Below are 26,346 nucleotides of genomic sequence, written 5' to 3'. Positions count from 1 at the left end.
TGATTCAGCCAAGGATACCGCAATTTGACGGCAGCTCCAGTGCTGCCGGGGCTTGTCAGGTCAGATGTACAGGTTCTTGCGGGAGAAGCGTTCTACCAGTGGCTGGTAGGCGGAGCCGAGCAGGCGGTTGATGGCGTCGATGCCCCAGGCATCCGGGCCCACGAGGATGCGGGATTCGTTTTTCAGGATGCCTTTCACGATGATTTCCGCAGCCTTGTCCGGGGTGGTCATGGCAATCTTGTCGAAGCCTTTGCGCTGGGCTTCGCCGTTTTCGGATTTACCCATGCGGGCGGAGTTGGCGATGTTGGTGCGGATTCCGCCGGGGTGCACACAACTGACCTGCACCGGCTGGTTTTCCAGTTTCATTTCCTGGCGCAGGGATTCGGTGAAGCCCCGAACGGCAAACTTGGCCGCGTTGTAGGCGCTCTGCTTGGGCACGCCGATCAGGCCAAATACGCTGGAGACGTTCACCACATGGCCCTCACCGGATTCGATCAGGTGGGGCAGGAAGGCGCGGGTACCGTGGGCCACGCCCCAGAAGTCGATATCCATCACCCATTTGAAGTCTTCGTCGGTCATCTCGCGAACGGAGGCAGACAGCGCCACGCCGGCGTTGTTGATGACCAGGTTAACCTTGCCGAAGTCAGCCCGTACCTGTTCGGCGTGGGCGTAGATGGCTTCGCGGTCAGAGACATCGAGAAGGTAAGAACGCACGTCGGCACCACCGCAGGCGGCCACGGTTTCCGCCAGCCCGGCTTCGTTAACGTCAGACAGCGCCAGCCGGCAGCCTTTGGCGGCCAACACACTGGCAAGGGCCCGGCCGATTCCGGAGCCGGCTCCGGTTACCACAGCCACTTTGTTCTTGAGATCCTTCATGATTACGACCCTCTGTCTTGTTTTTGCTACTGATGCAGGTACTTTAATACTCCGGTACTGTAACAGCTGGGCCGCCATGCAAAATGGCATCACACGCCCCCTGAAACGGGCGCTCCGGCCACTTGATTCGACGACGGGATAAAACTGACTATGGAATGGAGTCTTACCCACTTCTGGCTGATTCTGGCCCTGGCCCTCAGCCTGGCCGAACTCACCTCCGGCGTACTGCTGTTGCTCGCCCTCGGCGTGGCGGCCGCACTGACCGCACTGGTGGCGTCTCTCGGCGCACCGTTTGAATGGCAACTGGTAGCGATGGGGGTTCTGTCCGGCATTCTGGTTCCGGTGGCCATTCTCTGGATACGCCCCAGGTTCTCCCCCAAAGGGGTCGCCTACGGCACCACCGGCACCGGCGTGGAACACGGCAAGCTCTACCACTCTCAATTACGTGACTTTGACGGCACCACCGGCATTGAGGTCAATGGCGACTTCTATCGCCTGAAACTCGTGGACGGCAGCAGCCCTGCACTGCCGGAAGGCACGCCAGTGATTTTTGAAACCTTTGATGGCACAACCGCCATCGTGCACCTCGCACATCCCAACAAGGAGCAGTAAACATGGAAGCATTGATTACCCCGGGGCTGGTCATCAGCCTTATCGTTGTCGCCGTTGGCGTTTTTGTTATTGCCAAGGGGCTGGTGATTATCCGGCAGTCCGAAGTCATGGTGATCGAACGCCTGGGCTCGTTTAACCGGGTGCTGGAGAGCGGCATTAACATCATCATTCCGTTCATCGAGAAACCCCGCCCGATCAGCATGATCCGCTACATGCGCATGGGCGATGAGTATCACCCGGTCACCACTGACGAAGTCCGCATTGACCGCCGCGAAACCGTGATGGACTTTCCCGGCCAGCCGGTGGTCACCACCGACAACGTTACGGTAAAAATCAACGGGGCGCTCTACTACCAGATCATCGACCCCCGCCGGGCCGTATACGAAGTCGCCAATATGAGCCAGGCGGTGGAGGTGCTGGCCAAGACCACGCTGCGTTCGGTGGTGGGCAAGATGGAGCTGGACAAGCTGTTCGAATCCCGCAGCGAGGTCAACAATGCCATCCAGGCGGAAATGGAAGATGCCGCTTCGAAATGGGGCGTCAAGCTGACCCGGGTGGAAGTGCAGGACATCAGCATGCCCGAAGAAGTGGAAGAAGCCATGCGCCTGCAAATGGCCGCTGAGCGTAAGCGCCGGGCCACCGTAACCGAGGCGGAAGGCGAGAAATCCGCCGCCATTGCCATGGCCCAGGGCCAGCGCGAGTCCGCGATCCTGAACGCGCAGGGCGACAAAGAATCCGCGATTCTGCGCGCCCAGGGTGAGCAGGAGTCGATCCGCCTGGTACTCAACGCCATTGGCGATTCGGAGGAAAACAAGCGCACCGTTGTCGGCTACCTGCTGGGCCAGAGCTACATCAAAGCCCTGCCCACCATGGCGAAAGACGGCGAGCGGGTCTTCGTACCTTACGAATCCTCCGCCCTGCTGGGCTCCATAGGCATGTTCCGGGAACTGGCCGGCAGCCCTGAAGACGCCGTTCGGGACGCTCTGAGCCGGGACGGCCTGCGTGGCGGCATGGTGGCCTCAGCCGGCAACAGCTAAGCTATAAACCCGGTTACGGTGCTCGCTAGCCCAGCAAATGGTCCAGCGGGCGCTCGTAACTGGGTGCAAACACCTCCAGAAAGTACAGCACTTCCGGCAGGGCCTGCTGTTGCAGGCCATGGAGTATCTGCTCCGCCGCCGGCTCGAATTCCTTGTTGCCGGTCTGGATCTCGGCCCGGCATTTCAGCAGGGCTGACAGCCGGTCTGCTGCCTTGATCAGCTCTTTCTCCGCCTGGCCCAGCTGCGACTCCCGCACGTAGGGAGCGAAATCCTCCCGCAAGTCATCGGGTAGCAGTGCCAGCAGTTCCGCTTCGGCCTTGTGTTCAATATCCCCGAAGGCTTCCCGCATCACTTTCGAGTGGTACTTCACCGGGGTCGGCATATCACCGGTAATTACCTCGGTAGCATCGTGGTACAGCGCGGCAGCGGCGATGCGGTCGGCATTCACCGCCCCGTCAAAGTGCCGGTTGCGGATCAGCGCCAGGGCGTGGGCGATGGTGGCCACTTCCCAGGAATGGGTGGCCACGTTTTCTTCGATGGCATTGCGCATCAGGCCCCAGCGCTTGATCCAGCGAAGGCGCGACACATAGGCAAAGAAATGACTGGCAGCACGTGCCTTTAGACTGGCCATAAGCCTTCCTGATCCGGTGGTTGTTCAGCGTACATCCAGGTTGAACGGTACGGTCACCTGGCCCTGATCATCCACGGCCGCCTGCCGGGACGGCTCCAGGGTGAACAGCTGGTCAGAGGGCACACCATGGGTGTCCTGCAGCAGGCGGCGTACCGCCACCCCCCGGTCTGTGGCCAGTTTGCCCAGTGTCTCCGGTGGCAGCGACAGCTCACCATTGCGATAAGCCTGCTGCGCCTGCTCCCAGGCTTCACCGGTTACCGGTTCACCCCGGGCTTCACGCTCGGCTTTGAGCAGGGCCAGGCCATCGGCTTCGCCGGCTACGGCGCCACGGATATTCAACAGCAGGTCCGGCCGGTCATTGAGGGCGCCTGCCAGGGCAGACAGCTTTTCCGCCTCGCCGCTGGCCAGCTGCACACTGCCCGGCACAAAGCTTACCTGCCCCAGTTCTTCGCTGCTGAAACCGGCCAGGTCCGCCAGGGAGCCGAGCATGCTGAACGGCGAGGCCGCCGCTTTCACCAAGAGGTTCACAAAGGCCCGCATGACAATCTGGCCCACGCTGAATTGCGGGTCCGACAGGTCACCCTCGATGGGCAGGTCCACTTCAATCACGCCCTGGCGATCGGTCAGCAGGGCGAGCCCGAGCTTTACCGGGGCGTTGACCGCCTCCTCACTGGCCACCGCCTGGCCCAGTTCCATTCGGTCCAGCACCACCTGGTTCGAAGCTTTCAGCCGGGTTCCGGTGAATTCGTAGTCCAGGTCCAGTTTCAGTTTGCCGCTGTCCACGCCGTAGCCCAGAAAGCGGCCAAAGTAGGGAGACAGCACCGGCAGGGCCAGGTCGTCCATATTCAGTTGCAGCTCACTGGGGTCTTCCGTACCCAGGGCGCCCAGGGTGCCCTTGAAAGTGACCGGCGCCACGCCCGCCAGCCGGCCCTGCAAGTTCACCGAGCCCTGCTGGGGTGGCACGTTGCTGATGCCGGTTACGCTGCCGCTCAGGGTATCAAAGGTGGTGTTAAACACCGGCTCCATGGTGCGGTCGGTATAGGCTACGGAGCCTTCTTCCACCAGCAGCTCGCCAATGCGGAAGATAAATCCTGGCTCGCCGGATTGTTCGGCTGCGCTGTCATCTTGCGCCGCATCGGCTTGTTCCGTGCCGGCATCGGTGCCGGTTTTGACAATGCGCTCCACGTTATGGGCACCGCCGGTATCCCGCACCAGGTTAAAGGCCGGTTGTGCCAGGGTTACTGTGCCGATTTCCAGCCGGGCCGGGTTAACGTTGAATTCCACCGGCGCCAGTCGCAGCAACTGCCAGGACACCAGTTGCCCGTCCTGGTCTGCCAGCCGCAGGTCCAGGTTGGCAATTTGTGCGGTACCACTGAAGGTACCGGTCATGGGGTCATCCTGGCTGTCCAGGTCCAGGTTGCCGTCAAAACCCAGACGGCCTTCGTTTACCGCCAGGTTGGCGCCCAACTGCAGATAGGGTTCTACCGCCGCCAGCGCGATGTCTGTGCCGGCCAGGGCACCTTCAAAATTGAACGGTGCGGGTGTCACCTGGCCGTCTGCACGCAGGCTGCCACCGCTGGCCAATCCCGCCGACAGGCTGTAGGGCACAGGCTCATCCATCCGCTGTGACAGCCCGCCCAGAGTGACGGTCAGGTCGGTCAGGGCCAGTTCCGCCGGGGTTTCCGGAACCCGGTCACGCCACCGGACGCCACCTTCGGACAGTTCCACACCCTCAACAGACCAGCGGAAAGCCGAGGCGGAGCTTGCGGGTTCTTCCCCGGCGGCCTCCGCCGCTTGCTCACCGGCCGGCAGCGAGGTTACCCAGTCGACCATACCTTCGGCATCACGGCTGGCGGCCACGAACGGTGCCTCGATGGTCACCATGCCCACAGAAGCTTCCCGGGCGGTGAGGTCAAAGCCAATGTCATTCACGGTCAGGGCCCGGGTTGTGAGCGCCGGCTCTTCGTCACCTTCGTTCAGGGCCAGGGCCAGGTCACGGATCGACAGCTTGCCACCGGAGGTAATCAGTTCAAACTGGTCACCACCGGCCAGCTGGTAGCGGGATTCCACGGTGACGGCGCCATCCCGCAGTTGCCAGGGCAAATAGGGGGCCAGGAAGTGGGCCAGGGTGTCGTGGCGAACATCGGCAATACGCAACCGGCCTTCGGAATACAGCGGCGTTACGCTCAGGTCGCCCTGCCAGTCGATGTGCTGGTCCCCGATGGCGGCGGTGACAGAGTACTGGCTGTCAGACTCTTCCCTCTGCCAGGTGGCCAGGTCGTTCAGGGCAAGATCCAGCGGTTCGATGAGGAATTCGGCCGCTTCCGGCTGGGAGAAATCCCGGAACAGCAGCTGGCCACCTTCAATGGCGATCTGCCGGAAAAACAGCCTGGGTGGTTCCGACGGCTCCGACGGCTCCTGAACCGGCTCAGGTTCACTGGCAGGCGGGTTGGCGTTTTGCCAGTCCCGGGCGTAGTTCACCGAGTAGTCTTCCAGCAGATCCAGGCGGATATCCGGTTCGGTCAGGCGGATTTCCTCGAAGCCGATAATGCCCCGCACCAGCTGGAGGAAACTCACATCCACCCGCAGTTTTTCAAAGGCCGTGACCGGTTCGCCTGCCTGGTCACGGGCGGCAAAGCCTTCGGCTTCCATGCTCAGGGCAAACGGATTAACCCGAATGCTTTCCACCTGCGCCTGCCAGCCCATACGCTGTTCCAGCTGTTCGGGCAGGGCTTTTTCCAGCCACCAGGGCAGCAACAGGAACCCCGCCAGTGCGTACAACCCCACCAATACCGCCAGCACGATGACACTATTTCGCGCCAGATGACGTTCTGCCTTTTGCTCGGCCACAGACCACTCCCTCTGAAACAGCACTGAAATTCCGGATACTCCTTCAAGCATACCGCCGGGCGCCAGTCTTTGTCAGCCAGACCTGACAGCCGGCACTGAACCCGATATCCTCGCAAGACGTAACACTCCCTGTGCAACCCAACGGAGAGAGCAGTATGGACATCGGCGATATGCGTCGGGATTTTGAAAGTGAAGGGCTGGATCGCGAACACCTGAACGACGACCCGGTTTTGCAGTTCCAGGCCTGGTTTGAAGATGCCCGCACCGCAGGTATTCTTGAGCCCAACGCCATGTCGCTGGCCACCGCCGGTACCGACCAGATGCCGGACCTGCGTACCGTGCTGCTGAAATACTTCGATAACCGGGGCTTTGTGTTCTACACCAATTACGGCAGCCGCAAGGCGCTGGAACTGGAGCAGAACCCCAAGGCAGCGCTGCTGTTTCCCTGGATCGGCCTGAACCGTCAGGTACGTGTTCAGGGGCCGGTGGAAAAGGTCAGCAAGTCGGAATCCCTGAAATACTTCGCCTCCCGGCCACGGGGCAGCCAGATTGGCGCCTGGGTATCGGAGCAGAGCAAGGCGATTACTTCCCGGGGCCTGCTGGAACAGAAAGTGGCGGAGATGAAACGCAAGTTCAGCTCCGGCGAAATTCCCCTGCCCAGTTTCTGGGGCGGTTACCGGGTGGTTCCCGAGCGGATTGAATTCTGGCAGGGGCGGCCAAGCCGGCTGCACGATCGCTTCGAATACGTGAGAGAGGGTGATGGCTGGACCATCCAACGCCTGCAGCCCTGACCGGCCCCGCATCTGGCTGTGTCACCAGATCCAGCGGGACCTGCCCGCACCGCCGGAGTGGATGACCCGTTTTGAGGCCGACACCATGGCCCGGCTAGAAGGTGTCCGCAGGCGAGAATTCCTGGCCAGCCGCTGGCTGATGCGGCAGGGTATCAGCCAGGCCAGCGGCACGGCTCCCGAGCACTGCCAGCCCGTGGACGGACGCCCGGTGGCGACCGTTTCTCCCCCGCACTGGTGCCTCAGCCTCAGCCACAGCCGGGAGCTGGCGGCCGTGGCCACGGCTGGCCGGCCACTGGGCATTGATATTGAACCGGGCCAGCGCAAGCCGGACTGGACCGGCGTGGCCAGGCGCTGGTTTTCGCCGGTGGAGCAGGAGTGGCTGTTCCGGGCCGATGATCCTTTTTCTTTCCTGCAGGTCTGGACTCTCAAGGAAGCCTGGCTGAAAGCCACAGGGCGGGGCATTGCCGGCAACCTGCAAACCCTGGAAGTACGCAAGAACTTCGAACTCTACGGCGACCAGCCTGATGGCCTCTGGCAGGCCAGCTGTTTCTATGCCGAAGGCTTTGTGATTACTCTGGTGCACCAGGCGTCCACCGATGGCAACCGCACGCTGTGGCCGGACATCACCCTGCTGGAGCCGCCGGCGGACGACTTTGCACTGACCCCGGCGCGGCCAACAGACACCAGTTGGGAACCCCTGTTCCAACGCATAATCCGCGCCAGGCGCTGACCCGGAGGCCCCCAATGAGCAAGACCCGCGAACGCTGCCCCTGGTGCGGAACCGACCCGCTCTATGTGCACTACCACGACACCGTCTGGGGTCGCCCGGAATATGATGACCAGGCGCTGTTCGAAAAGCTGTGCCTGGACGGCCAGCAGGCCGGCCTGAGCTGGATCACCATTTTGCGCAAGCAGGAAAGCTACCGCGCCGCCTTCGCCGGCTTTGATCCGGAACAGATCGTGCGCTTCACCGAGCGGGACCAGGCCCGGCTGCTGGAGAACCCCGGTATTATCCGCAACCGCCTGAAAGTGCAGTCCATTATCCGCAATGCCCGCAGCTATCTGGCGCTGAAGGAGCAAGGCATCGGCTTTGCCGATTTTCTCTGGCAGTTCGTGGAGCACCAACCCCGGCAAAACCACTGGCAAACCATCGAACAGGTACCGGCCACCACCGCAGAATCCGAGGCCATGTCCCGGGCCCTGAAAAAAGCCGGTTTCAATTTTGTCGGCCCAACCATCGTGTACGCCTTTATGCAGGCTACCGGTATGGTGAACGATCACCTGGTCACCTGCCAGGCCCATCGGGAATGTCTCGAACTGGCCCGATGATCCCGACGGGCATGGCAAGCGTAAATCTCCCTGTATCGCAATTCAGGGAGCTATACCGTGCGAATAATTCTCAATGAACTGAAACCGAGGCAGCGGTCGTGATCGCCGTTGCCCGCCTTGCCATTCTGGTCGGCATTGCCGGCCTGGTTCCGTTTATCGCAGGGGTTGTCGGCCTGTTTGCCTTGCCCGCCAACAGTGTCGCTATTCTCGGTTGGTTCTATCTTTACAGCGCCGGGATACTTGCCTTTATGGGAGGCATTTACTGGACCATGGCGTTGCAGCTGGAGAACCGCTCCTACCCGCAATCGCCACTGGTAACCATGTTGTTAAGCCAGGTCTTCTTCGTGGGCGCGGGGCTGGGACTGTTGTTGCCCACACCCCAGAAAATCCTGCTCTACACCGTGGCCTTCGCCTTACTGTATTTGGTGGATGCGCGCTGGATGCGCCAGTACTGGCCGGCCTGGTACCTGAAATTGCGACTGCTGCTGACGGTGGTGGTATTGCTCTGCCAACTGACGGTCGGCGCCTGGTTCTGGCTGTTGCACGGCGGCTGAAGGGAAAGAAAACGGGGGAAGGAAAGGTGATCGGCCACGCCCGGCCATAATAACTCGCCAGAGGCGAGACGGCCGACCGGGCGCCCGATCAGGAGGCAAGACGTCCTCCATCACCCGCAAGCGAAGCGACCGGTTCCGCTTGCGGGCAATTCTTCAGGCGGTGGTTGCCGCCACGATAGCGTATTCGTGGTTGTGGGGCTCGATGAGCGCCCCGTGCAGGGCCACAATCGCCTGGTTGTAATGGTCTTCGTCAATCACGAACTGGATGTCCACCTGGCGCATGCACTGGTGAATGGCCAGCACGCTGATCTCCTTGTCTGCCAGCGCCTTCACAGAGCGGGCCAGAATGCCGGGCACCTTCATGTCGCTGCCACAGGCTGACACCAGGGCCACCTTGCGGGTGCTGACTTCGGCATTCGGAAACTCTTCTTCCAGCGCCTTGACCACTCGCTTCACATGCTTGAGCGTCGTGCCCACATAGTGAGTGATGGTGTTGGCGTTGGTGTCCTTCGACATGAAGCGCACCTTGAAGCGGGTCAGCACGTCCAGGATCTTGCGATCCGAGCCGGGCTCGCCCTGCATGTCCTGGTCGAACACTTCGATGGCAAACACACCCTTGGCGCCGGCAATGATTTCCACCTGCGGTTTCTCGCTGATGTAATCACCGGTAATCAGGGTGCCGGTATGCTCCGGCTCGAAGGTGTTCATCACCCGCAGCGGAATCTCGTTCTGGCGCAAGCCCTTACCGGCCCGGGGGTGGATGGCTTCCATACCCAGGTTGGCCAGCTGGTCCGCCACGTCGTAGTTGGTACGACCCAGGGGAACTACCTTGTCTTCACCCACCACTTTCGGGTCGGCGGAGCTCAGGTGATATTCCTTGTGGATGATGGCTTCGCGGGCGTTGGTCATCACAGCCACCCGGCTGAACGTCATCTCGCTGTAGCCACGATCGAAGGTGCGCATCAGACCTTCCTTGCACTGGGCGTAGCCGGTCACAATCGGCAGCTCGCGGCTCAGGTCGATGCTGTCGAACGCCTGCTTCAGCTTTTCGTCCAGCGGCAGCAGCTCGGCATCACGCCAACCGGTCAGGTCGACAAAGCGGGCATTAATGCCCTCCTGCTGCAGCTTCAGGGTGGTGTTGAACGCACTGTGCGCTTCGCCGATACCCGCCAGCATTTCCCGGACAGTCAGCAGGTGCTCTTCAAGCTGGAACTGGCCGTAGGAACACAGGCGCTGCAGGTCGATCAGGCAGCCGCGAACACCTTCAATACGGTCAGTGATGAACTGGTCGGCCTGCTGCTTGAGCATCGGGTCTCTGAACAGCTCGCCATTGATGTCGGTCAGCAACTGGATCAGCTTGGTGAGGTCGTCACCCCAGGCCCAGTCCGATTCGGCATCAGCAAACAGGGCGTAAACGCCCGGCTCGCCGGTTTTCTTGTGTTCCAGCAGTTCGTTGGTTACGCCGCCATAGGCTGAAACCACGAAAATCCGCTGGTAGAGGTCGCTCTTCTTGCGCTTGCCAATAATGATATTGTCGCGCACGGCCTCGTAATTACTCATTGATGTACCGCCGATTTTCTCGACGGTGTGCTGTGCCGTAGTCATATCCTTGCCTTCGTAATCTGCGTTTTGGAAAGGTGGGGGAAACGGGCGTCTTACGACGCCTCGTTCACACCTTCCTGCATGATCTCGTCTACAGACTCGCCCAGCAGTTTCGCGCCCAGACGCAGGTCATCTTCGCTGGTGGTCAGCGGCATCAGGCACTTGATCACTTCATCGTTCGGACCACTGGTCTCGATGATCAGGCCCTTCTCGAAGCAGCGCTTGGTGATCGGACCGGTCACGTCTGCATGCTTGGCTTCGATACCACGCATCAGGCCACGGCCTTTCATCGAGAACTCACCCGGGTACTTGTCGCAGATCGCCTGCAGGGCATCGCCCAGCACCTTGGTCTTGGCCTTCACTTCGTTGGCGAAGGCATCGTCTTTCCAGTAGGTTTCAACGGCAGCGCGGGCCGTTACGAACGCCATGTTGTTACCACGGAAAGTACCGTTGTGCTCACCGGATTCCCACACGTCCAGCTCCGGCTTGAACAGCACCAGCGCCATCGGCAGGCCATAGCCACTCAGGGACTTGGATACCGTCACGATGTCCGGCTTGATGCCAGCGAATTCAAAGCTGAAGAACTCGCCGGTCCGGCCGTTACCCGCCTGGATGTCATCCACAATCAGCAGGATGTCGTGCTTCTTGCACAGCTCGGACAGGCCTTTCAGCCATTCAGCGCGGGCCGCATTCAGACCGCCTTCACCCTGAACGGCCTCAACGATAGCCGCCGCCGGCTTTTCAACACCGGAGGAGCTGTCAGACAGCACCTTGTCCATGATGTCCAGGGTGTCTACGTCTTCACCCAGGTAGCCGTCGTAGAACATGAAGTCCACGTGGCCCAGGGGTACGCCTACACCACCACGGTGATGCTCGTTACCGGTGGCGGCAACGGCACCGGCCGTTACGCCGTGGAAACCGTTAGTGAAAGAAATGATGTTGGTACGGCCTTTCACCTTCCGGGCCAGCTTCATGGCCGCTTCCACACAGTTGGTACCGGTGGGGCCGGTGAACTGCATCTTGTAGTTTAGGCCACGGGGATCAAGGATGTACTTCTTGTACGATTCCATGAAGTCGTGCTTGGCGGTGGTGAACAGGTCCAGGCCCTGGCTCACACCGTCTGCCTCGATGTACTCGAGCAGTGCTTTCTTCAGGACATCGTTGTTGTGGCCGTAGTTCAGGGAACCGGCACCGGCCAGGAAGTCCAGGTACTGTTTGCCGTCTTCGGTGTACAGGTGCGCGTTCTTGGCACGGTTGAAAATCACCGGAAAGGCACGGGAATAAACACGAACTTCGGATTCAGTAGACTTAAAAATTTCCATTGTCTTGCCTCTTAGCATGTCAGGTTCGAGGTAAATGCGCGGTGGCCTGCTGGTAAAACGTGTCGGTCGCAACAGGCCCGCCGTGCGTTGATGTCAGCCATCTGGCAGGCCCACCTCGGGTGGCCTGCCGGCTGTTCAGATTCGCAGTCAGCGATTCACATGTTATGAATCAGGGCTCTCAGACAGGCTTCGTGAAAGGCCCGATGCGCAGCAGGAACTCAGAATCGTGCTTGCCGCCAAAGTGGGTCTCTTTCTCGAAGTGCTCGTGATAGGTGAGCTCGGCTCCCAGATCACGGGCAAATGAGCGGAACAGCGCCCAGGAAGCCTCGTTGTCTTCGGTAATCGTGGTTTCCAGGTGCGTGACGTTCTTGCACGCGTCCCGACCTACGATTTCCTTAAGCATCCGCTTGGCGAGGCCCTGGCCACGACCTTTTTCGTGTACCGCCACCTGCCAGACAAACACGGTCTCGGGCTGTTGGGGAGGGATGTATCCGGAGATAAAGCCGACCAGATCGCCGTCCTTCTCCGCCGCCACGCCGGTCTCGGCAAAGTGGCTGCACTGCAACAGGTTGCAGTAAATCGAGTTGGGGTCCAGCGGCGGACATTCCGCAACCAGCTGGTGGAGCCTGAAGCCATCATCCTTGGTAGGTTTGCGCAAGGTGATGGCGGTGGTATTCGATCCTTCTGATGTCATAACGTGATCAATTCGCTTCGAAAGTTAGGGCTGAATTATATAGACCACAAAATATATTTCAAGTCGGCCCTCTCTGGCTACCGCCCTCCCTGGCGCTGCAAGGTACCAATAGCCTCTTGAAAAACTCTTTTAACTTAATGTTTTTTATGAATTACTTTGACAACTTACCGTAAAACCCCGAATGAGTGCCCACCCAAAGCTAAAGAGCCGAAACCAAATTGTTTAGGCCTCCAAACATCAGCGCTGCTAACCGGCAATTCGGTTAACCTGTTCGATGAACGACGGCGTCAGCACGTCCACCACCGGGCGATCCCCTTCCGGGCCCGCCACCGCCGGCGCATCCCGCTCGGTCATGACAATCACCGGCTGACCAGACCACTGCAGCAACTGCAGTTCGCCATCGGTTGTTTCCACCAGGGCCGAGCAGTGCTCAACCCAGTCACCATCATTGCAGTATAGACCGTCCTCGCCACGCAAGAAGCCGGCAGAGTGAATGTGGCCGCAAATAAAACCATCGAAATCGCCCTTCTCCGCGGCTGTCAGCGCTGCCAGTTCAAACCGGCGAATAAAGGTTCTGGCCTTACCTATGCGGCTTTTGATCCAGGCCGCCAGCGACCAGTAGGGTTTGCCCTGCAACCGACGCAGGGCATTGAACCAGCGGTTCAACCGCAGCAGCAGGCCGTGGGCATGGTCACCCACCAGCAACATCAGGGGGCTGCAGCGCACTACCTGGTCAAACTGGTCACCGTGGCATACCAGGAAACGCCGCCCATCCGCGGTGGTATGCACGGCCTTGTAGAGAAGCTCCACACCGGAGAGGGTCTGGCCACAGAAGCGGCGGAAGAATTCATCGTGGTTACCGGGCACATAGACAACGCGGGTGCCGGTGGCGGCCAGCTCCAACAGTTTGTGAACAACCTGCCGATGGCTTTCCGGAAAGTGGGCCCGGCGCTGCATGGCAATCAGGTCGACGATGTCGCCTACCAGGTACAGGGTGTCGCACCGGATGGTATTGAGGAAATCCAGCAGTTGCCCGGCCTGGCAATCCGCTGTGCCAAGATGGACATCCGAGATGAAGACGCTGCGATACTTGCCCATGGTGCCTCCTGCATTGTCAGGCCAGCCGTCAGAGTGCAGGAAAAACTCTGACAAGGCCGGGTGACACGCAGGTGACAACCACGAGACAGTTAGATGAAGGCCGGCGCGGAGCCGCTGCAGCCCCGCACCGTCAGAACCCGCTCAGCGCAGATCCGGATTGAGGGTGTAGGTACCGGTTACCCGGGCACTGGCCAGCACATGCCCGGCCATGGCCTGGCGCACGTCGTTGCCGTCAAATTCGCCATCCAGGCCCAGCGTTTCCACATCCAGCGCATGCACTTCGTAGTGGTAATGGTGGATGATCTCATCGTTCCAGGGCGGGCAGGGGCCGTCGTAGCCTGCGTAGGTTCCAGCCATGTCCGGATTGCCGGCCAGGAACTGGGTGTAGTTATTCACACCGCGCACCCCGATCGGTCCGGGGCCATGTTCCTTGCCCTTGGGACTGACGCCGTCGCTGTCCTCACCTTCCGGGATACGACCAACGCTGGCCGGAATGTCCACCAGCAGCCAGTGGAAGAAGTCTACCCGGGGCAGGTCGGCCGCTACGGTCTTGCCTTCCTGGTTCACATCGTCGGCCACGCTGGGCACATCCGGGTCAAACATCACTACCACAAAGCTTTTGGTGCCCTCCGGCGCGCCTTCCCACACCAGTTCCGGGTTCCGGTTGGGGCCAAAACTCATGTGGTCCTGTTCACTGAACACACCAAACGCGAACTTTTCGGGAATCGGCTGGCCGTCCGCAATGCCTTTGACTTCCAGTTTCACAGTGGTTCTCCTGTTAGCAGGGTTATGGTCCAAGCCTCTGTGGGCGTTTACCCTAAAGTGCCGCATGGCATCGGATTAATCAATCGCGACCAGGCCCAACGAGGCAGCAAAAAGCCACTTTCGTTGAATTGTCATGCCGGAACTACGACGTTAGTATTAGCCGCCTCCAGTCAGGGACTGGACAAAGTCAGTGAGGACAGCCAAGCGTTTTTCGCCGAAAGAGCGCTTGGCTCTCTTCACTTCAAGGCGATCGTTATGGAAAACCTGCACCACATCGTAGTTGTCGGCGGTGGCGCCGGCGGCCTGGAACTGGTCACCCGGCTGGGCAACAAACTGGGCAAGAAACACAAAGCCCGCATTTCCCTGGTCGATGCCGGCCTGACCCACGTCTGGAAACCCCTGCTGCACGAGGTCGCGTCCGGTTCCCTCGACGCCAGCGCCAACGAAATCAACTACCGCGCCCACGCCCGCAAGCACCATTACGAGTTCCAGCTTGGCCGGATGAGCGGGCTCGACCGCTCAGCGAAGGAAATTGTCATTGCCGCCTTCCACGATGACGAAGGCAATGAAGTGGTGCCGGAACGCCGCATCCCGTACGACACCCTGGTGATTGCGGTAGGCAGCACCGCGAACGATTTCGGCACTCCGGGTGCCCAGGAGCACTGTCTGTTCCTGGACAGCCTGCGCCAGGCACGGCGCTTCCATAACCTGATGCTCAATGCCTTCCTGCGCAAGAATCATGAAGCCTTGCAGGGCAAGCCCCACAGCCTGAACATCAGCATCATCGGGGCCGGCGCCACGGGTGTGGAACTGGCTGCGGAGCTGCGGCTGGCATCGAGGGAACTACCGGTATACGGCATGAACCACCTGAAGTCATCAGACGTTTCCATCAGTGTGATCGAAGCGGCTGACCGCATTCTGCCGGCACTGCCTGGCCGGCTGTCTGCCGCCGCAACCCGGGAACTGCAGCGCCAGAAAGTGCAGGTATTGACCGGCCAGCCGGTCAGCGAAGTACGGGAGAACAGCCTGGTGATGAAAGACGGCACCGAACTGCCGTCCGAGATGACCATCTGGGCCGCCGGCATTAAGGCACCGGCCTTTCTGGCCGACCTGGACGGGCTGGAGGCCAACCGCGGCAACCAGCTGATGGTAGAACAAACCCTGAAAACCACCCGGGACAACCACATCTTCGCCTTCGGTGATTGCGCCGCCTGCCCGCAACCGGATTCTGACCGGCCGGTGCCTCCAAGGGCCCAGGCCGCCCACCAGCAGGCAGATACCCTGTTCGAAACCCTGTGTAACCGGCTTGAAGGCAAGGAAGCGGTACCCTTTGTCTATAACGACCACGGCTCACTGATCAACTTCAGCAAATACACCACCGTTGGCAACCTGATGGGCAACCTGTCTGGCCGCAGCATGTACATTGAAGGCAAGGTGGCCAGGCTGTTTTACGTGTCCCTGTACCGGATGCACCAGGTCGCGCTGCACGGGTTTGTGCGTACGGGCATTATCTGGCTCATGGACAAGATCAGCCGGGCCATGCACCCGAGATTGAAGCTGCACTGAGGGAAACTGCCGGACTGGAGCGGGCGATGGGAATCGAACCCACGTCACCAGGTTGGGAACCTGAAGCTCTACCATTGAGCTACGCCCGCCGGCATAATGTCTGTTCAAGCAATATAAGCCCGCAGCTATGGCCGGGCAAGCCCCTTTAGTTGGAGTCTGATGGATCCCACCTTCACCCTGATCGGCGCCCTGATGCTGGTTTTCAGCATCGTGCTCAGCCCCCTTTCCAGCCGCGTTGGCATGCCTGTGCTGCTGGTTTTCCTGGTGGTGGGCATGCTGATGGGCGAGGACGGGCCCGGGGGTATCGAGTTCGATAATGTCGAACTCGCCTTCCTGATCGCCAACCTGGCCCTGGGCGTAATACTGCTGGACGGCGGTATGCGCACCCGGGTAGACACCTTCCGGGTTGGCCTGAAACCCGCCATGATGCTCGCCACCGTGGGTGTCGCCCTGACGGCGGGCGGAGCGGCAATCGTTGCCTGGTGGGTGTTTGACCTGCACTGGCTGATCGCCTTGCTGATCGGTGCCATTATCTCCTCCACCGATGCCGCTGCGGTTTTCTCCCTGCTTCAGGGCCGGGGACTGCACCTTAACGAACGGGTCAGCGCCACCCTGGAAATCGAATCGGGCAGCAACGACCCGATGGCTATTTTCCTGACCCTGATGCTGGTTACCCTGATCAGCCAGCATCAGGATGGTGCCTTTGCCTCTGGCCTGCTGATGCTGGTCCAGCAATTCGGTATCGGAGCGCCGGCGGGCATTCTGGGCGGCTTTGCCATCGTCGCCCTGACCAACCGGATGCGCCTGACCCCCGCTCTTTACCCCCTGTTAGTGGCCGCAGCCGGCATCGCCGTGTTTTCGGCCACCAACGCCATTGGCGGTAGCGGTTTTCTCGCCATCTATCTGAGTGGTGTGGTGATCGGTAATCGCCACGTGCGCATGATGCCCATGATCCTGCAGGTACACGATGGCCTGGCCTGGCTGGCCCAGCTGTGTCTGTTCCTGATGCTGGGGCTGCTGGTGAACCCGTCCGACCTGGTACCGCTGGCCGGTGGCGGCCTGATCCTGGCGCTGGCACTGATTTTCGTGATTCGCCCGCTGACTGTCCTGCTGACGCTCTGGCCCTTCGGCTTCAACCGCCGGGAACTGGGCTTTATCAGCTGGGTGGGTCTGCGGGGCGCGGTACCGATTGTCCTGGCCCTGTTCCCGATCATCGCCGGCCTGCCGGATGCCCAGCTGGTGTTCCATGCTGCTTTCTTCATCGTGCTTGTGTCGCTTGTGGTACAGGGAACCACCATGGCACCGCTGGCCCGCAAACTGAAACTGGAGGTTCCGGCCGGCGAAGACCCCTACCGGCGCCTGCCCCTCGATGCCCCCGCGGCGGGCGACCACGAGCTGATGCTGTTCCCGCTCCGGGGCCAGAACTGGGAATCACCGAAACGGCTCGGGCAGTTGCGGCTGCCGGACAACACCGCTGTTGCCGGGGTCTTCCGGGATCGCCAGTGCCTGCAGCCCACCAAGGACCTGGAAGTCTCGACCGGAGACGTGGTCGCCATGTTCGCCACACCTGCGGTACTTCCGGAACTTGGCAAGGCCCTGAGTGGCCGGCAGGCACCGAAACACCTGGCCGAGCGTGCCTTCTTCGGTGACTTCGTGCTCAATGGCGACGCCTTGCTGGGGGATGTAGAGCAGGTGTACGGCATCGAATTCGATGAATTGCCACCGGATCTTTCGCTCGCAGAATGCTTTGCCAAGCGCACCAAGGGCCACCCGGTGGTGGGCGACAAGGTCGTTCTGGGCCCGGTCACCCTGGTAGCCCGTGCCACCGAGGCAGACCGGGTAACCAAGGTGGGCCTGAAGATGGACGCAACATAAAATGTAACAAAACCCCTTATCAATCCGCCTGCCGGCTGTGTTATAAACTGCATGAACAAAGTTTAACCATTGGATATCCATCGCCGGCGCCATGATTTTTCGAGCTTTTCTGATCGTTTTTGTAGCACTCCTTACCCCCTTTGCCGGGGCTACCGAGCTGTTAGCCCGGGCCGACACCCGGATGACTCCGGCTATCCCGGAACCCGGGCTGGCTGACCACTTCGAAATTACCCAGGTGGTAGTGAATAAAGGCGAGCGCCGCCTGCACCTGCTCAGTGGCGACCGCAAGGTGCGCAGTTACCGGATTTCCCTGGGCGACAACCCGGTCGGCCACAAGCTTTATGAAGGCGACTCCCGCACCCCGGAAGGCGACTACACCCTTGACTGGCGCAACCCGGAGAGCGATTTCTACAAATCCATCCACATCTCCTATCCGAGCCCGAAAGACCGGGAGCTGGCACAGGCCTGGGGGCTCGACCCGGGTGGCAGCATCATGATTCACGGCCTGCCCAACGATGTCGGCGACATGGCCTTTGCCTATGTGGGGCTGGACTGGACAGAGGGCTGCATTGCCGTGACCAATGAAGAGATGGATGAGATCTGGGCCCTGGTCAATAACGGCACCCCCATCCGGATCATGCCCTGACCCCGGTACGTTCATGACACGCCGATTAAGTTGTTGTCATAAGCTAAGAATTTTTACCTATCCTCAGTTAACATTTTGCTTCATAGTGTTTTACACTGTTTAACGACTCCGGTAGTCACTGCCTATCGGGCATAGCTGACAGGAAGTCGTCTATACTGACTTCTGGATCACAGGAAATAAAACGACCAATAAGGGGATTTACCATGCGTAAACTGACGATCGCTGGGTTTGCACTGGCCACTGCTCTGACTGCAGGTTGTGCCACCACTGACCAGGCTGCTATCGACGAAGCCAACGCAACTGCAAGCTCCGCTGAGCAGACTGCTAACAACGCTCTGAACACTGCTAACAGCGCTGCAAGCGATGCTCGCACTGCTCAGCAGACTGCTGAAGAAGCCCTGGCTGCTGCCCGCGCTGCTCAGAAGTCCGCTGACGAAGCGAACGAGCGCGCCAAGCGTATGCTGGAGCGTGCCAGCCAGAAGTAAGGCTGACGCAAAGCAGAAAAAGGCCGGTTCAACCGGCCTTTTTTGTGGGCGTTTGAAAAGTCAGGGAGTTACTGATCCAGCTTGTCAGGTGCCTTGTTTCCGGACTGATTGTCCAGAAAGTTCTTGATCATATCCATCGGTAGCGGGAACACGATGGTGGACGAGTTGTTATTGCTCATATCCGCCAGCGTTTGCAGGTAGCGCAGCTGCATGGCCCCGGAGTTGGCCGACATCACTTCTGCCGCCTCAACCAGTTTCTTTGAAGCCTGCAGTTCACCTTCGGCGTGGATAACCTTGGCCCGCCGCTCCCGCTCAGCCTCGGCCTGCCGGGCGATGGCGCGTATCATCGATTCGTTCAGGTCTACGTGTTTGATTTCCACGTTGGCCACCTTGATACCCCACTCCTCGGTCTGGGCATCGATGATCTCCTGGATGTCCGCATTCAGCTTGTCACGTTCTGACAACATCTCGTCCAGGTCGTGTTTACCCAGCACCGAACGCAGGGTGGTCTGGGCCAGCTGGCTGGTCGCCGCGCCATAGTCTTCCACCCGGATAATCGCCTTTTCCGGATCCACTACCCGGAAATACAGCACGGCGTTCACCCGCACGGTCACGTTATCTTTGGAGATCACATCCTGGCTGGGCACGTCCAGCGTGATCACCCGCAGGTCTACCCGAACGATCTGCTGGATACCGGGAATCACGATAATCAGGCCAGGCCCTTTTACGCCCTGGAAGCGCCCCAGGAAGAACACCACGCCACGCTCGTATTCGGGCAGGATCTTGATCGCTGACCCGAGGATCAGCAACAGCACCACGGTGGGTGCGAGATAGGGAATGAAATCACCCAGATTCATACGGCCTCCTTGTATTGCCTGTGATTGTTCTACCTTGCGTCAGACCCGGGCTCTACCTGCAGGGTCAGCCCGTCGATGCCGGTTACCCTGACTTCCATGCCGTCCGTAATGGCCGAGCCGCTGCGGGCATTCCAGCGCTCGCCACTGACCCGCACATGGCCAAGGAACTGGTCATGCTCCGGCTTGAAATCGTCCAGCGCCAGGCCATGTTCATGGACAATCTGCTCGCTGCCGCTGACCGGGTGCCGGCGCCGCAGGCCGATAAAGCGGGTGACTGTCCACAGCATAAAGCCGCCAGCCACCACCGCTGTTCCTCCAATGGTGGGCAGGGAAATCTGCCGGTGGCTGCCATCCATCAGGATCACCGAACCGGTCACAAAGGCGACAATGCCGCCAATACCCAGTATCCCGAAGCTGGGCACAAAGGCTTCCCCCACAATAAATGCCAACCCCAGCATAATCAGCGCCAGGCCGGCGTAATTCACCGACAGTACCTGGAAGGCAAACAGTGCCAGCACCAGGCTGATGGCGCCGATCACGCCCGGCACCACGGCCCCCGGGTTCGCCAGCTCAAAAATAATGCCGTAGAAGCCGATGATCATCAGGAAGTAAGCCACGTTGGGATCGGTGATCACCGACAACAGGCGGGTGCGCCAGTCCGGCTTGGCCCGAACCAGTTGCAGCCCGGCGGTTTCAAGGGTGCGCGGGCCAGAGGCCATCTGCACGGTGCGACCGTCAACGGCGGACAACAGGCCTGCCAGGTCCGGAGCCACCACATCGATCACGTTGAGCTCAAGCGCCTCACTGGATCCCAGGTTCACCGCCTCGCGCACAGCCTCTTCCGCCCAGTCACCGTTGCGGCCGTGGCGCTCGGCCAGGCCACGGATATAGCTGACGGCATCCTCCAGCACCTTGCGTTCCATAGCGGTGTCACCACGGCGTTTTTCCGGTTCAGCGCTGGTGTCTTCAGGTGCGTCGTCTGCAGGGGAAGGAGATTCTGGTTCCGGAGAGCCGGGCAGGCCGCCCATCTGTACCGGCGTGGCAGAACCCAGGTTGGTGGCGGGCGCCATGGCCGCGATGTGGCTGCCGTAGAGGATATAGGTGCCGGCGCTGGCTGCGCGGGCGCCCTGGGGCGAAACGTAGGTGGCAACGGGCACGTCGGAGGCAAGGATGGCCTTGATGATCTCCCGCATGGAGTCCATCAGGCCACCCGGGGTGTCCAGCTCCAGGATGACCAGCCCGGCATTATCCTGCTCGGCCCGGCGAAGACCCCGGGTTACGTAATCCATGGTGGCGGGGCCAATGGCACCTTCCACGGTCAGCACCAGGGCGGTTCCGCGCCGTTCCTGCTGGGCCAGTACCTGCCATGACAAGCTGACCAGTAACAGCAGGGCTCCGGCCAGGAACGCCAGCCCCCAGAAGGTTGCCCTCCGGTGGCTAAATCGACTCTGGAATGGCGGTGCGTGCATCATGCCCTCCGGTCGGGATGGTCAGAACATGCGCGCCAGAACGGCCTCCGGCAAGCGCCTGATAATGAAACCCAGCGGTGCCCGGGGCCAGGCCGGCACAAAGTGCTCGGCCTTTCCGGCTTCTATGGCTTTCACCATAGCACGGCACCCGGTCTGTGCATCCACAATAAACGGTGTGTTCTTCACCTTTTCGTTGATCTCGGTGCGAATGTATCCCGGGTACAGGGTGAGAAGGGGCCTTGTTCGATCCCGCCAAGCTATCAGAAGTACAGCGTCTGTCCGGGTTCGGTTTTTTGTTCTTGTGGCGGTTCGGCGCTCTTCTCAGCGGCCATCTGCGTAAGCTTCTCGCCAATCATGGTGGGAATACCATCGGCCTGGTCTACGGCAATCTCGATAGACTGTCGCCGCACCTGCACGTCCGGATGTTCCTCAACAAAGGTTTCGACTTTTTCGAACACCTGCTGCCAGAGCTTGTCGCGATCCTCGGCGGTGTAATCTTCCCGGGGCCGGTGCACTTCCAGCCAGACCTCGCCACCCGACAGGCCGACCTTCACCGATTCACGGATCACCCGTACCGGAGTGCCTTTCTCCACCTGGTAGACAAAGCGGGAGATATCCTCGTTGTACATGCGAAAGCAGCCATGGCTGACCGCCATGCCGACACCGAACTGCTTGTTGGTGCCATGAATCAGGTAGCCTTTCTCGCTCAACAACAGGGCATGGGAACCCAACGGGTTACCCGGGCCCGGGGGAATCATTCTGGGCAGGTAGTCGCCGGAGGCTTCGTACTCGGCCCGGATACTGGCCGGCGGATACCAGGCCGGAGACTCCAGCGGCATGGTCACTTCGGCGTTGGTCAGCGGTGAGGGATTTTCCTCGGTACCCACGCCGACCGGATACACTTGCACGCCATCTTCCGCAAAGTAGTAAAGACGGTATTCGGCCAGGTTGATCACGATGCCCTTGCGCGGCACATCCGGCAGCACATACATACGGGGCAGGGTAATTACCGAGCCGTCCCCCGGTAGCCAGGGATCCACGCCGGGGTTGGCTTTAACCAGTTCCAGGTAGCCCAGCGCCAGTTCGTTACCAATGCCGGCAAAGGTGTCTTCATAGGCGGTGGTGAATACCTGCAACTCCCCTGCCAGGTCACCGTTCAGGGGAAAGGTTGGCACCCGCGGAGACCGGTCGATTTTTTCCTTTACATCTTCCTGCTCCCCGGGCCCGGCTTCCGGCGCAGGCTGGGCACTGGCCTGCATACCAAGGCCGGCAAGCAACAGCACCATCAGCCACGAGAAACGGTACTTCAACTGCATCATCTTTGTTTCCTGTTCAAAATCCTGCCACACCAGAAGACCGGCGAAGGCGTCAGGAGTTCATCAAGGTTGTCCAAATGGTAACCCCCGCCAGCGCCACAAACAGAATACTGGCGCTGATCCGCGCGGTGGCCAGGGGCAGGCGCTCCATCAGCCAGCGACCTGCCAGAATAACCGGTACATTGGCAATCAGCATACCAACGGTGGTTCCGATAATAACCCAGAATGTCTCGGTATACCTTGCCGCCAGTACCACCGTGGCGATCTGGGTTTTGTCGCCGATTTCGGCCAGGAAGAACATGATGGTGGTGGCCATGAAGGCCCCCATGCCCAGAAACTTCGAGTCGTCGCTGTCGTCTTTATCCGGCACCAGCAACCACAGGGCAATGGCGATAAAGCTCACGGCAAGAATCCAGGGTAGCCAGGCTGCGGGAATCTGAGCCGCCACCCAGGCGCCAATCCAGGCGGACAGCGCATGGTTAAGCACCGTAGCAACCAGGATGCCCAGGATGATCGGGGTACGGGTGGCGTAGCGGGCAACCAGGAACAGCGACAACAGCTGGGTTTTGTCACCAATCTCGGCAATGGCTACGGCAAGGGTCGATGCGAGAAAAGCATCCATTCAGAAAGGCCTCCGGCGGGTAAATTTATATGAAAACTCAGCTGCGCATCTTCCAGACCGGGATGGCGGCTACCGCTACGAATACTGCTACCAGCCACCAGGCCGACTGGAACGCGGAAAAGGTAGGAAGCCCACCCTGATGCGCCCCGAATTCGATGGTCAGCGCCACGATATTAACACCCAGTGCGCCGCCCAGTTGCCGGGCAAAGTTGATGGTACTGGAACCCGCCCCCATCAACTCCGGCGGCAGGGGGTTCATGGCCCCGGTAGACAGCGCCGGTAGCATGAAGCCGATGCCGATGCGGCCCAGAATGGCCCAGAATGCCAGCCAGCCAAAGCCCACCAGGTGCCCGGTGACCGCAAACAGCACCGCCGACAGGGCAAACACCACAATACCAAACAACACCAGGCTACGGGCACTGCGCCGGTCAGCCAGCCGTCCGGCCAGCGGGAAGGTCATTCCCAGAACGATACCGGCCGGCAACATCAGCAGGCCAGCCTCGGTTGCGGAGAAGCCGAGCGTGGTCTGTACAAACAGCGGAATCAGGTATGTAGAGCCAAACAGCGCCAGGCCCAGTGCCATGGCACCCAGGGTGGCAAACAGGAATACCGGACGGCGCAGCAAGTCCAGTTTTATCAGAGGATAACGGGCCGTGCGGGCACGGAACAGGAATGCCGCCAGCAGGGCAACCGCGACCATGCCCTGAACCAGCACCCGGACTTCCTGGCCTGTCAGTTCCTGCAGGCGGGTCAGGGTGTCCAGGGTCAGCGCGATCAGGCTGCCCAGCAATGCCAGGCCGAGAAAATCGAAGGGATAATTGGCCGGCCGGGAGCGGGGTAATGGCAGAAAACGCCAGGCCATCCACACCCCGAGCAGGGTTACCGGGGCCGGGGCGTACATTACATAGCGCCAGTTGAACTGGTCCACCAGAAAACCGCCCAGTACCGGGCCCAGGGCGGGAGCCAGGATCACACCCATGCCATAGATACCCATGGCCTGGCCACGCTGTTCAGGCGGGAAGATACGGAACACCAGGAACATGCCCATTGGCTGCATCAGGCCCGCCATCGCGCCCTGGCCCACCCGCGCGGCGATCAGCTGGCCGGGAGTTTCGGCAAAGCCACCGATCACCGAAATGACGGTGAACATGGCCATGGCACAGGCCAGGGTGAGCCGCACACCGAACCGATCCAGCAACCAGGTGGAAGCCAGCATGGTGGTGGTCATGGCGGCGATAAAGCCGGTTGCCAGCCAGTGCACCTGCCCCTGACGGATTCCGAACTCCATCATGATGTCGTGCAGGGCAACGTTGACCACTGTGGCGCTGAGCACCGTGGCCATGGTGCCCGTCACAACTGTGATGACCGCCAGCCAGCGCCAGCGGTCGCCGTATCGAGCCTTCAGGCCCTCGACCGAATTATCCGCCAAGGGTTACTTCTGCTTTTCAGCGTTTTCCATGATCTTGTGGAACACCTTCAGGGTGCACTCGAGATCCTTGTCGGAAATCCCTTCAAGCATCTCCTCCCGAAGGTCGGAGGCTCTCTGGGTCAGCTCTTCCATAAAGTCCACACCGGCCTTGGTCAGGTGCAGGCGACGAGCCCGGCGGTCGTTCGGGCAAGGGCGGCGCTCAATCAGGCTCTGCTGTTCCAGGCTGTCGAGCAGGCGCACCAGGGTCGGGTTCTCGATGGCCATGAGGCTCGCCAGTTCGCGCTGGGTCAGGCCTTCGCCACCTTCCTGCAGGTAGAACATGGTGCTCCAGCGGGCCTGGGTAACACCGAGGTCTTTCAGGCGTTCATCAAGCATTTTACGCCAGCGGCGGGTAACCCGGGCAACGGCAAAGGGGAACTGTTCTCTCATGACAATCTACTCCTGAGGCTGATCTGCTCCGGGGCAAACCACGCCCGGGCAAGAACTGACGAAAACTTACTATTGCTGAATATTCACCAATAGTATGCTAATCGTTGATTTAAATACAGATACCGAAGTGAAAATATAATCGGTGATAACCGAAAGTTTCAGCAAGTTGCGTCAGCCAGCCTGGCGCAACTCTTCCTGCATCTCTTCCACTTCCGGAGATTCGTGGAAATCCTCGTTCCGCGGATCCAGCTCGGCCAGTACCGGCGAAGCCTCCGGCATGGCGGGCACAAAGTGCTCCTGATCCTCGACCGGCACATCCTCGGTGTGAGTAATGCGGTAGCTGGTGATTACAGCCAGGACCAGCAGGAAACCGGCATTGCCGTAGAACAGGCCCGACGGCCCCAGCTGGTTGATCAGCTCGGCCATAGCGATGGGCCCGATGACACTGCCAATGCCGTAGCTCAGCAGCAGGGTGGCACTGGCAGCCACGATACGGTTGCTGTCCATACGGTCGTTGGCGATGGCCACAGCGATGGGGTACAGGGTGGCAGACAGCCCGGTAAACAGCCCCACCAACAGGGTCAGCAAGGCCAGGTTGCCGGCGCCCAGCACCGCCACACCGCCCGCCGAACTGGCAGCCGCCAGGGCCACCCAGAACATCACGCGACGACGGTCAAAGCGGTCGCACACCCGGCCCAGCGGCCAGGCCAGCAGCATGGCGGCAACAATGGCACTGGCCATAAAGGTGGACGTTTTCGCCACATCCAGCCCCACCAGCGTGGCGTAGACCGGCCCGAGGGCATAGAAGCCACCAATCAGCACCCCGCTGACCAGCGCCCCGGCAACCCCGGAGAAAGATTCCCGGGCCAGCTTGAACACCGACATCCGGGCAGTTTGCTCGATCACCGGCGCTTCCATACGGGTCAGGGACAGCGGAATCAGGGCCAGGGCCAGTAAAATAGCGGCCAGTGAAAACGGCAGGAAGTTGGCCGGGTCACCCACATTCACGATCAGCTGGCCGCCGGCGGCGGACAGGTAGAACACAATCTGGTACACGGCAAACATGGCGCCGCGATTACTGTTGGTGGCGCGGCTGGAGAACCAGCTTTCGATCACCACCAGAACGCCGGCCACGCTGAAACCGGACAATACCCGCAACACCGCCCAGAACAGGGTGGATACCGCCATCGGATACAACAGTGCGGCCACCGCAGCCATCGCCGCAAACACCGCAAATGCACGGATATGGCCGACCCGGCCAATAATCTTGTGCACATACAATGTGCCCAGCACAAAGCCGATGGAATAGCACACCAGTACCCAGCCGATCACGTCCGGAGACACCTGCTCGATACTCAGCCGGATACCCAGCAGAGTCATAAGGAAGGCGTTGCCGCTGACCAGGAGCACAATGCTCATGATCAAGGCAGACAAAGAAACGACCATTCGGGTCATCGGCAACTCCGGCTGGGAAATCTGGATTGGAATCAA

25 protein-coding genes and 1 tRNA gene are annotated in these 26,346 nt (G+C 60.4%); 10 read left to right on the top strand and 16 right to left on the bottom strand.

Annotated elements, in window-relative coordinates; translation table 11 throughout:
- Positions 1 to 60: 60 nt before the first annotated feature.
- Positions 61 to 876, bottom strand: a complete 816-nt coding sequence (locus AQ621_RS16190; protein ID WP_058342263.1) for an SDR family NAD(P)-dependent oxidoreductase — start codon at positions 874 to 876, stop codon at positions 61 to 63.
- Positions 877 to 1,026: 150 nt separating this feature from the next.
- On the opposite strand from AQ621_RS16190, the gene AQ621_RS16185 reads away from it, so the two are divergent.
- Together AQ621_RS16185 and AQ621_RS16180 are read left to right on the top strand one after the other, a co-directional pair.
- On the top strand, positions 1,027 to 1,488 hold the full coding sequence (locus AQ621_RS16185) for an NfeD family protein (protein ID WP_022990513.1): 462 nt from the start codon (positions 1,027 to 1,029) through the stop codon (positions 1,486 to 1,488).
- 2 nt (positions 1,489 to 1,490) lie between these two features.
- Positions 1,491 to 2,525 carry an SPFH domain-containing protein gene (locus AQ621_RS16180; RefSeq protein WP_058342262.1) on the top strand — a complete coding sequence of 345 codons (1,035 nt, stop codon included), beginning with the start codon at positions 1,491 to 1,493 and terminating at the stop codon, positions 2,523 to 2,525.
- A 25-nt stretch (positions 2,526 to 2,550) separates the two neighbouring features.
- Here AQ621_RS16180 and yfbR read toward each other — a convergent pair whose 3' ends face one another.
- Complete coding sequence (gene yfbR, locus AQ621_RS16175; RefSeq protein ID WP_022990511.1) at positions 2,551 to 3,156, bottom strand: 5'-deoxynucleotidase; 606 nt, start codon at positions 3,154 to 3,156, stop codon at positions 2,551 to 2,553.
- 24 nt (positions 3,157 to 3,180) lie between these two features.
- Positions 3,181 to 6,006, bottom strand: coding sequence for a DUF748 domain-containing protein (locus tag AQ621_RS16170; RefSeq protein WP_058342474.1), 2,826 nt, complete (start codon positions 6,004 to 6,006; stop codon positions 3,181 to 3,183).
- Positions 6,007 to 6,161: 155 nt separating this feature from the next.
- On the opposite strand from AQ621_RS16170, the gene pdxH reads away from it, so the two are divergent.
- The 4 genes from pdxH to AQ621_RS16150 all read left to right on the top strand — a co-directional run bounded on the left by pdxH (position 6,162) and on the right by AQ621_RS16150 (position 8,680).
- On the top strand, positions 6,162 to 6,797 hold the full coding sequence (gene pdxH, locus AQ621_RS16165) for a pyridoxamine 5'-phosphate oxidase (RefSeq protein ID WP_022990509.1): 636 nt from the start codon (positions 6,162 to 6,164) through the stop codon (positions 6,795 to 6,797).
- Entirely contained in the window at positions 6,766 to 7,527 is a 762-nt protein-coding gene (locus AQ621_RS16160; RefSeq protein ID WP_058342261.1) for a 4'-phosphopantetheinyl transferase family protein, read from the top strand. Before pdxH ends, AQ621_RS16160 begins: the two co-directional genes overlap by 32 nt.
- A gap of 14 nt (positions 7,528 to 7,541) precedes the next feature.
- Positions 7,542 to 8,126 carry a DNA-3-methyladenine glycosylase I gene (locus tag AQ621_RS16155; RefSeq protein ID WP_058342260.1) on the top strand — a complete coding sequence of 195 codons (585 nt, stop codon included), beginning with the start codon at positions 7,542 to 7,544 and terminating at the stop codon, positions 8,124 to 8,126.
- A gap of 98 nt (positions 8,127 to 8,224) precedes the next feature.
- Positions 8,225 to 8,680, top strand: a complete 456-nt coding sequence (locus tag AQ621_RS16150) for a DUF3429 domain-containing protein (protein ID WP_058342259.1) — start codon at positions 8,225 to 8,227, stop codon at positions 8,678 to 8,680.
- Between the two features lie 153 nt (positions 8,681 to 8,833).
- Here AQ621_RS16150 and AQ621_RS16145 read toward each other — a convergent pair whose 3' ends face one another.
- The 5 genes from AQ621_RS16145 to AQ621_RS16125 form a co-directional block, all read right to left on the bottom strand.
- Positions 8,834 to 10,285 carry an aspartate kinase gene (locus tag AQ621_RS16145; protein ID WP_022990505.1) on the bottom strand — a complete coding sequence of 484 codons (1,452 nt, stop codon included), beginning with the start codon at positions 10,283 to 10,285 and terminating at the stop codon, positions 8,834 to 8,836.
- Between the two features lie 50 nt (positions 10,286 to 10,335).
- Positions 10,336 to 11,604, bottom strand: coding sequence for a diaminobutyrate--2-oxoglutarate transaminase (ectB, locus tag AQ621_RS16140; protein ID WP_022990504.1), 1,269 nt, complete (start codon positions 11,602 to 11,604; stop codon positions 10,336 to 10,338).
- Positions 11,605 to 11,782: 178 nt separating this feature from the next.
- Positions 11,783 to 12,298, bottom strand: a complete 516-nt coding sequence (ectA, locus tag AQ621_RS16135) for a diaminobutyrate acetyltransferase (protein ID WP_022990503.1) — start codon at positions 12,296 to 12,298, stop codon at positions 11,783 to 11,785.
- A gap of 246 nt (positions 12,299 to 12,544) precedes the next feature.
- Positions 12,545 to 13,396 (bottom strand): UDP-2,3-diacylglucosamine diphosphatase, encoded by an 852-nt coding sequence (locus tag AQ621_RS16130; RefSeq protein WP_058342258.1) that lies wholly within the window; start codon positions 13,394 to 13,396, stop codon positions 12,545 to 12,547.
- Between the two features lie 141 nt (positions 13,397 to 13,537).
- Positions 13,538 to 14,161 (bottom strand): YbhB/YbcL family Raf kinase inhibitor-like protein, encoded by a 624-nt coding sequence (locus AQ621_RS16125; protein WP_058342257.1) that lies wholly within the window; start codon positions 14,159 to 14,161, stop codon positions 13,538 to 13,540.
- A 255-nt stretch (positions 14,162 to 14,416) separates the two neighbouring features.
- Here AQ621_RS16125 and AQ621_RS16120 point away from each other — a divergent pair, with 255 nt between their 5' ends.
- Positions 14,417 to 15,727, top strand: coding sequence for an NAD(P)/FAD-dependent oxidoreductase (locus tag AQ621_RS16120; RefSeq protein ID WP_058342256.1), 1,311 nt, complete (start codon positions 14,417 to 14,419; stop codon positions 15,725 to 15,727).
- Between the two features lie 15 nt (positions 15,728 to 15,742).
- Here AQ621_RS16120 and AQ621_RS16115 read toward each other — a convergent pair.
- Positions 15,743 to 15,816 (bottom strand) — tRNA-Gly (locus AQ621_RS16115).
- A 70-nt stretch (positions 15,817 to 15,886) separates the two neighbouring features.
- Here AQ621_RS16115 and AQ621_RS16110 point away from each other — a divergent pair.
- The 3 genes from AQ621_RS16110 (at position 15,887) to AQ621_RS16100 (ending at position 18,733) form a co-directional block, all read left to right on the top strand.
- Positions 15,887 to 17,602 (top strand): potassium/proton antiporter, encoded by a 1,716-nt coding sequence (locus AQ621_RS16110; protein WP_058342255.1) that lies wholly within the window; start codon positions 15,887 to 15,889, stop codon positions 17,600 to 17,602.
- 91 nt (positions 17,603 to 17,693) lie between these two features.
- The gene (locus tag AQ621_RS16105; RefSeq protein WP_058342254.1) at positions 17,694 to 18,248 is read left to right on the top strand and encodes a L,D-transpeptidase family protein; all 555 of its coding nucleotides are present in this window, start codon (positions 17,694 to 17,696) and stop codon (positions 18,246 to 18,248) included.
- 203 nt (positions 18,249 to 18,451) lie between these two features.
- The gene (locus tag AQ621_RS16100) at positions 18,452 to 18,733 is read left to right on the top strand and encodes an Lpp/OprI family alanine-zipper lipoprotein (RefSeq protein WP_058342253.1); all 282 of its coding nucleotides are present in this window, start codon (positions 18,452 to 18,454) and stop codon (positions 18,731 to 18,733) included.
- A 68-nt stretch (positions 18,734 to 18,801) separates the two neighbouring features.
- On the opposite strand, the gene AQ621_RS16095 is transcribed toward AQ621_RS16100, so the two are convergent.
- The 7 genes from AQ621_RS16095 to AQ621_RS16065 all read right to left on the bottom strand — a co-directional run bounded on the left by AQ621_RS16095 (position 18,802) and on the right by AQ621_RS16065 (position 26,310).
- A complete protein-coding gene (locus tag AQ621_RS16095; RefSeq protein ID WP_058342252.1) occupies positions 18,802 to 19,590 on the bottom strand; it encodes a slipin family protein in 789 nt (262 codons plus the stop codon).
- 29 nt (positions 19,591 to 19,619) lie between these two features.
- Positions 19,620 to 21,062, bottom strand: coding sequence for an NfeD family protein (locus AQ621_RS16090; protein ID WP_173637057.1), 1,443 nt, complete (start codon positions 21,060 to 21,062; stop codon positions 19,620 to 19,622).
- A 257-nt stretch (positions 21,063 to 21,319) separates the two neighbouring features.
- Positions 21,320 to 22,375 (bottom strand): L,D-transpeptidase family protein, encoded by a 1,056-nt coding sequence (locus AQ621_RS16085; RefSeq protein WP_413772298.1) that lies wholly within the window; start codon positions 22,373 to 22,375, stop codon positions 21,320 to 21,322.
- Positions 22,376 to 22,427: 52 nt separating this feature from the next.
- Entirely contained in the window at positions 22,428 to 22,997 is a 570-nt protein-coding gene (locus AQ621_RS16080) for a TMEM165/GDT1 family protein (protein WP_058342250.1), read from the bottom strand.
- A gap of 37 nt (positions 22,998 to 23,034) precedes the next feature.
- A complete protein-coding gene (locus tag AQ621_RS16075; protein WP_058342249.1) occupies positions 23,035 to 24,426 on the bottom strand; it encodes a DHA2 family efflux MFS transporter permease subunit in 1,392 nt (463 codons plus the stop codon).
- A gap of 3 nt (positions 24,427 to 24,429) precedes the next feature.
- Positions 24,430 to 24,855, bottom strand: coding sequence for a MarR family transcriptional regulator (locus AQ621_RS16070; RefSeq protein WP_058342248.1), 426 nt, complete (start codon positions 24,853 to 24,855; stop codon positions 24,430 to 24,432).
- A 171-nt stretch (positions 24,856 to 25,026) separates the two neighbouring features.
- Positions 25,027 to 26,310 carry an MFS transporter gene (locus AQ621_RS16065; RefSeq protein WP_058342247.1) on the bottom strand — a complete coding sequence of 428 codons (1,284 nt, stop codon included), beginning with the start codon at positions 26,308 to 26,310 and terminating at the stop codon, positions 25,027 to 25,029.
- Between the last annotated feature and the right edge of the window lie 36 nt (positions 26,311 to 26,346).

The organism is Marinobacter sp. P4B1 (assembly GCF_001447135.1).
GTDB lineage: Bacteria > Pseudomonadota > Gammaproteobacteria > Pseudomonadales > Oleiphilaceae > Marinobacter > Marinobacter vinifirmus.
This window is presented reverse-complemented; position numbering and strand designations above follow the sequence as displayed.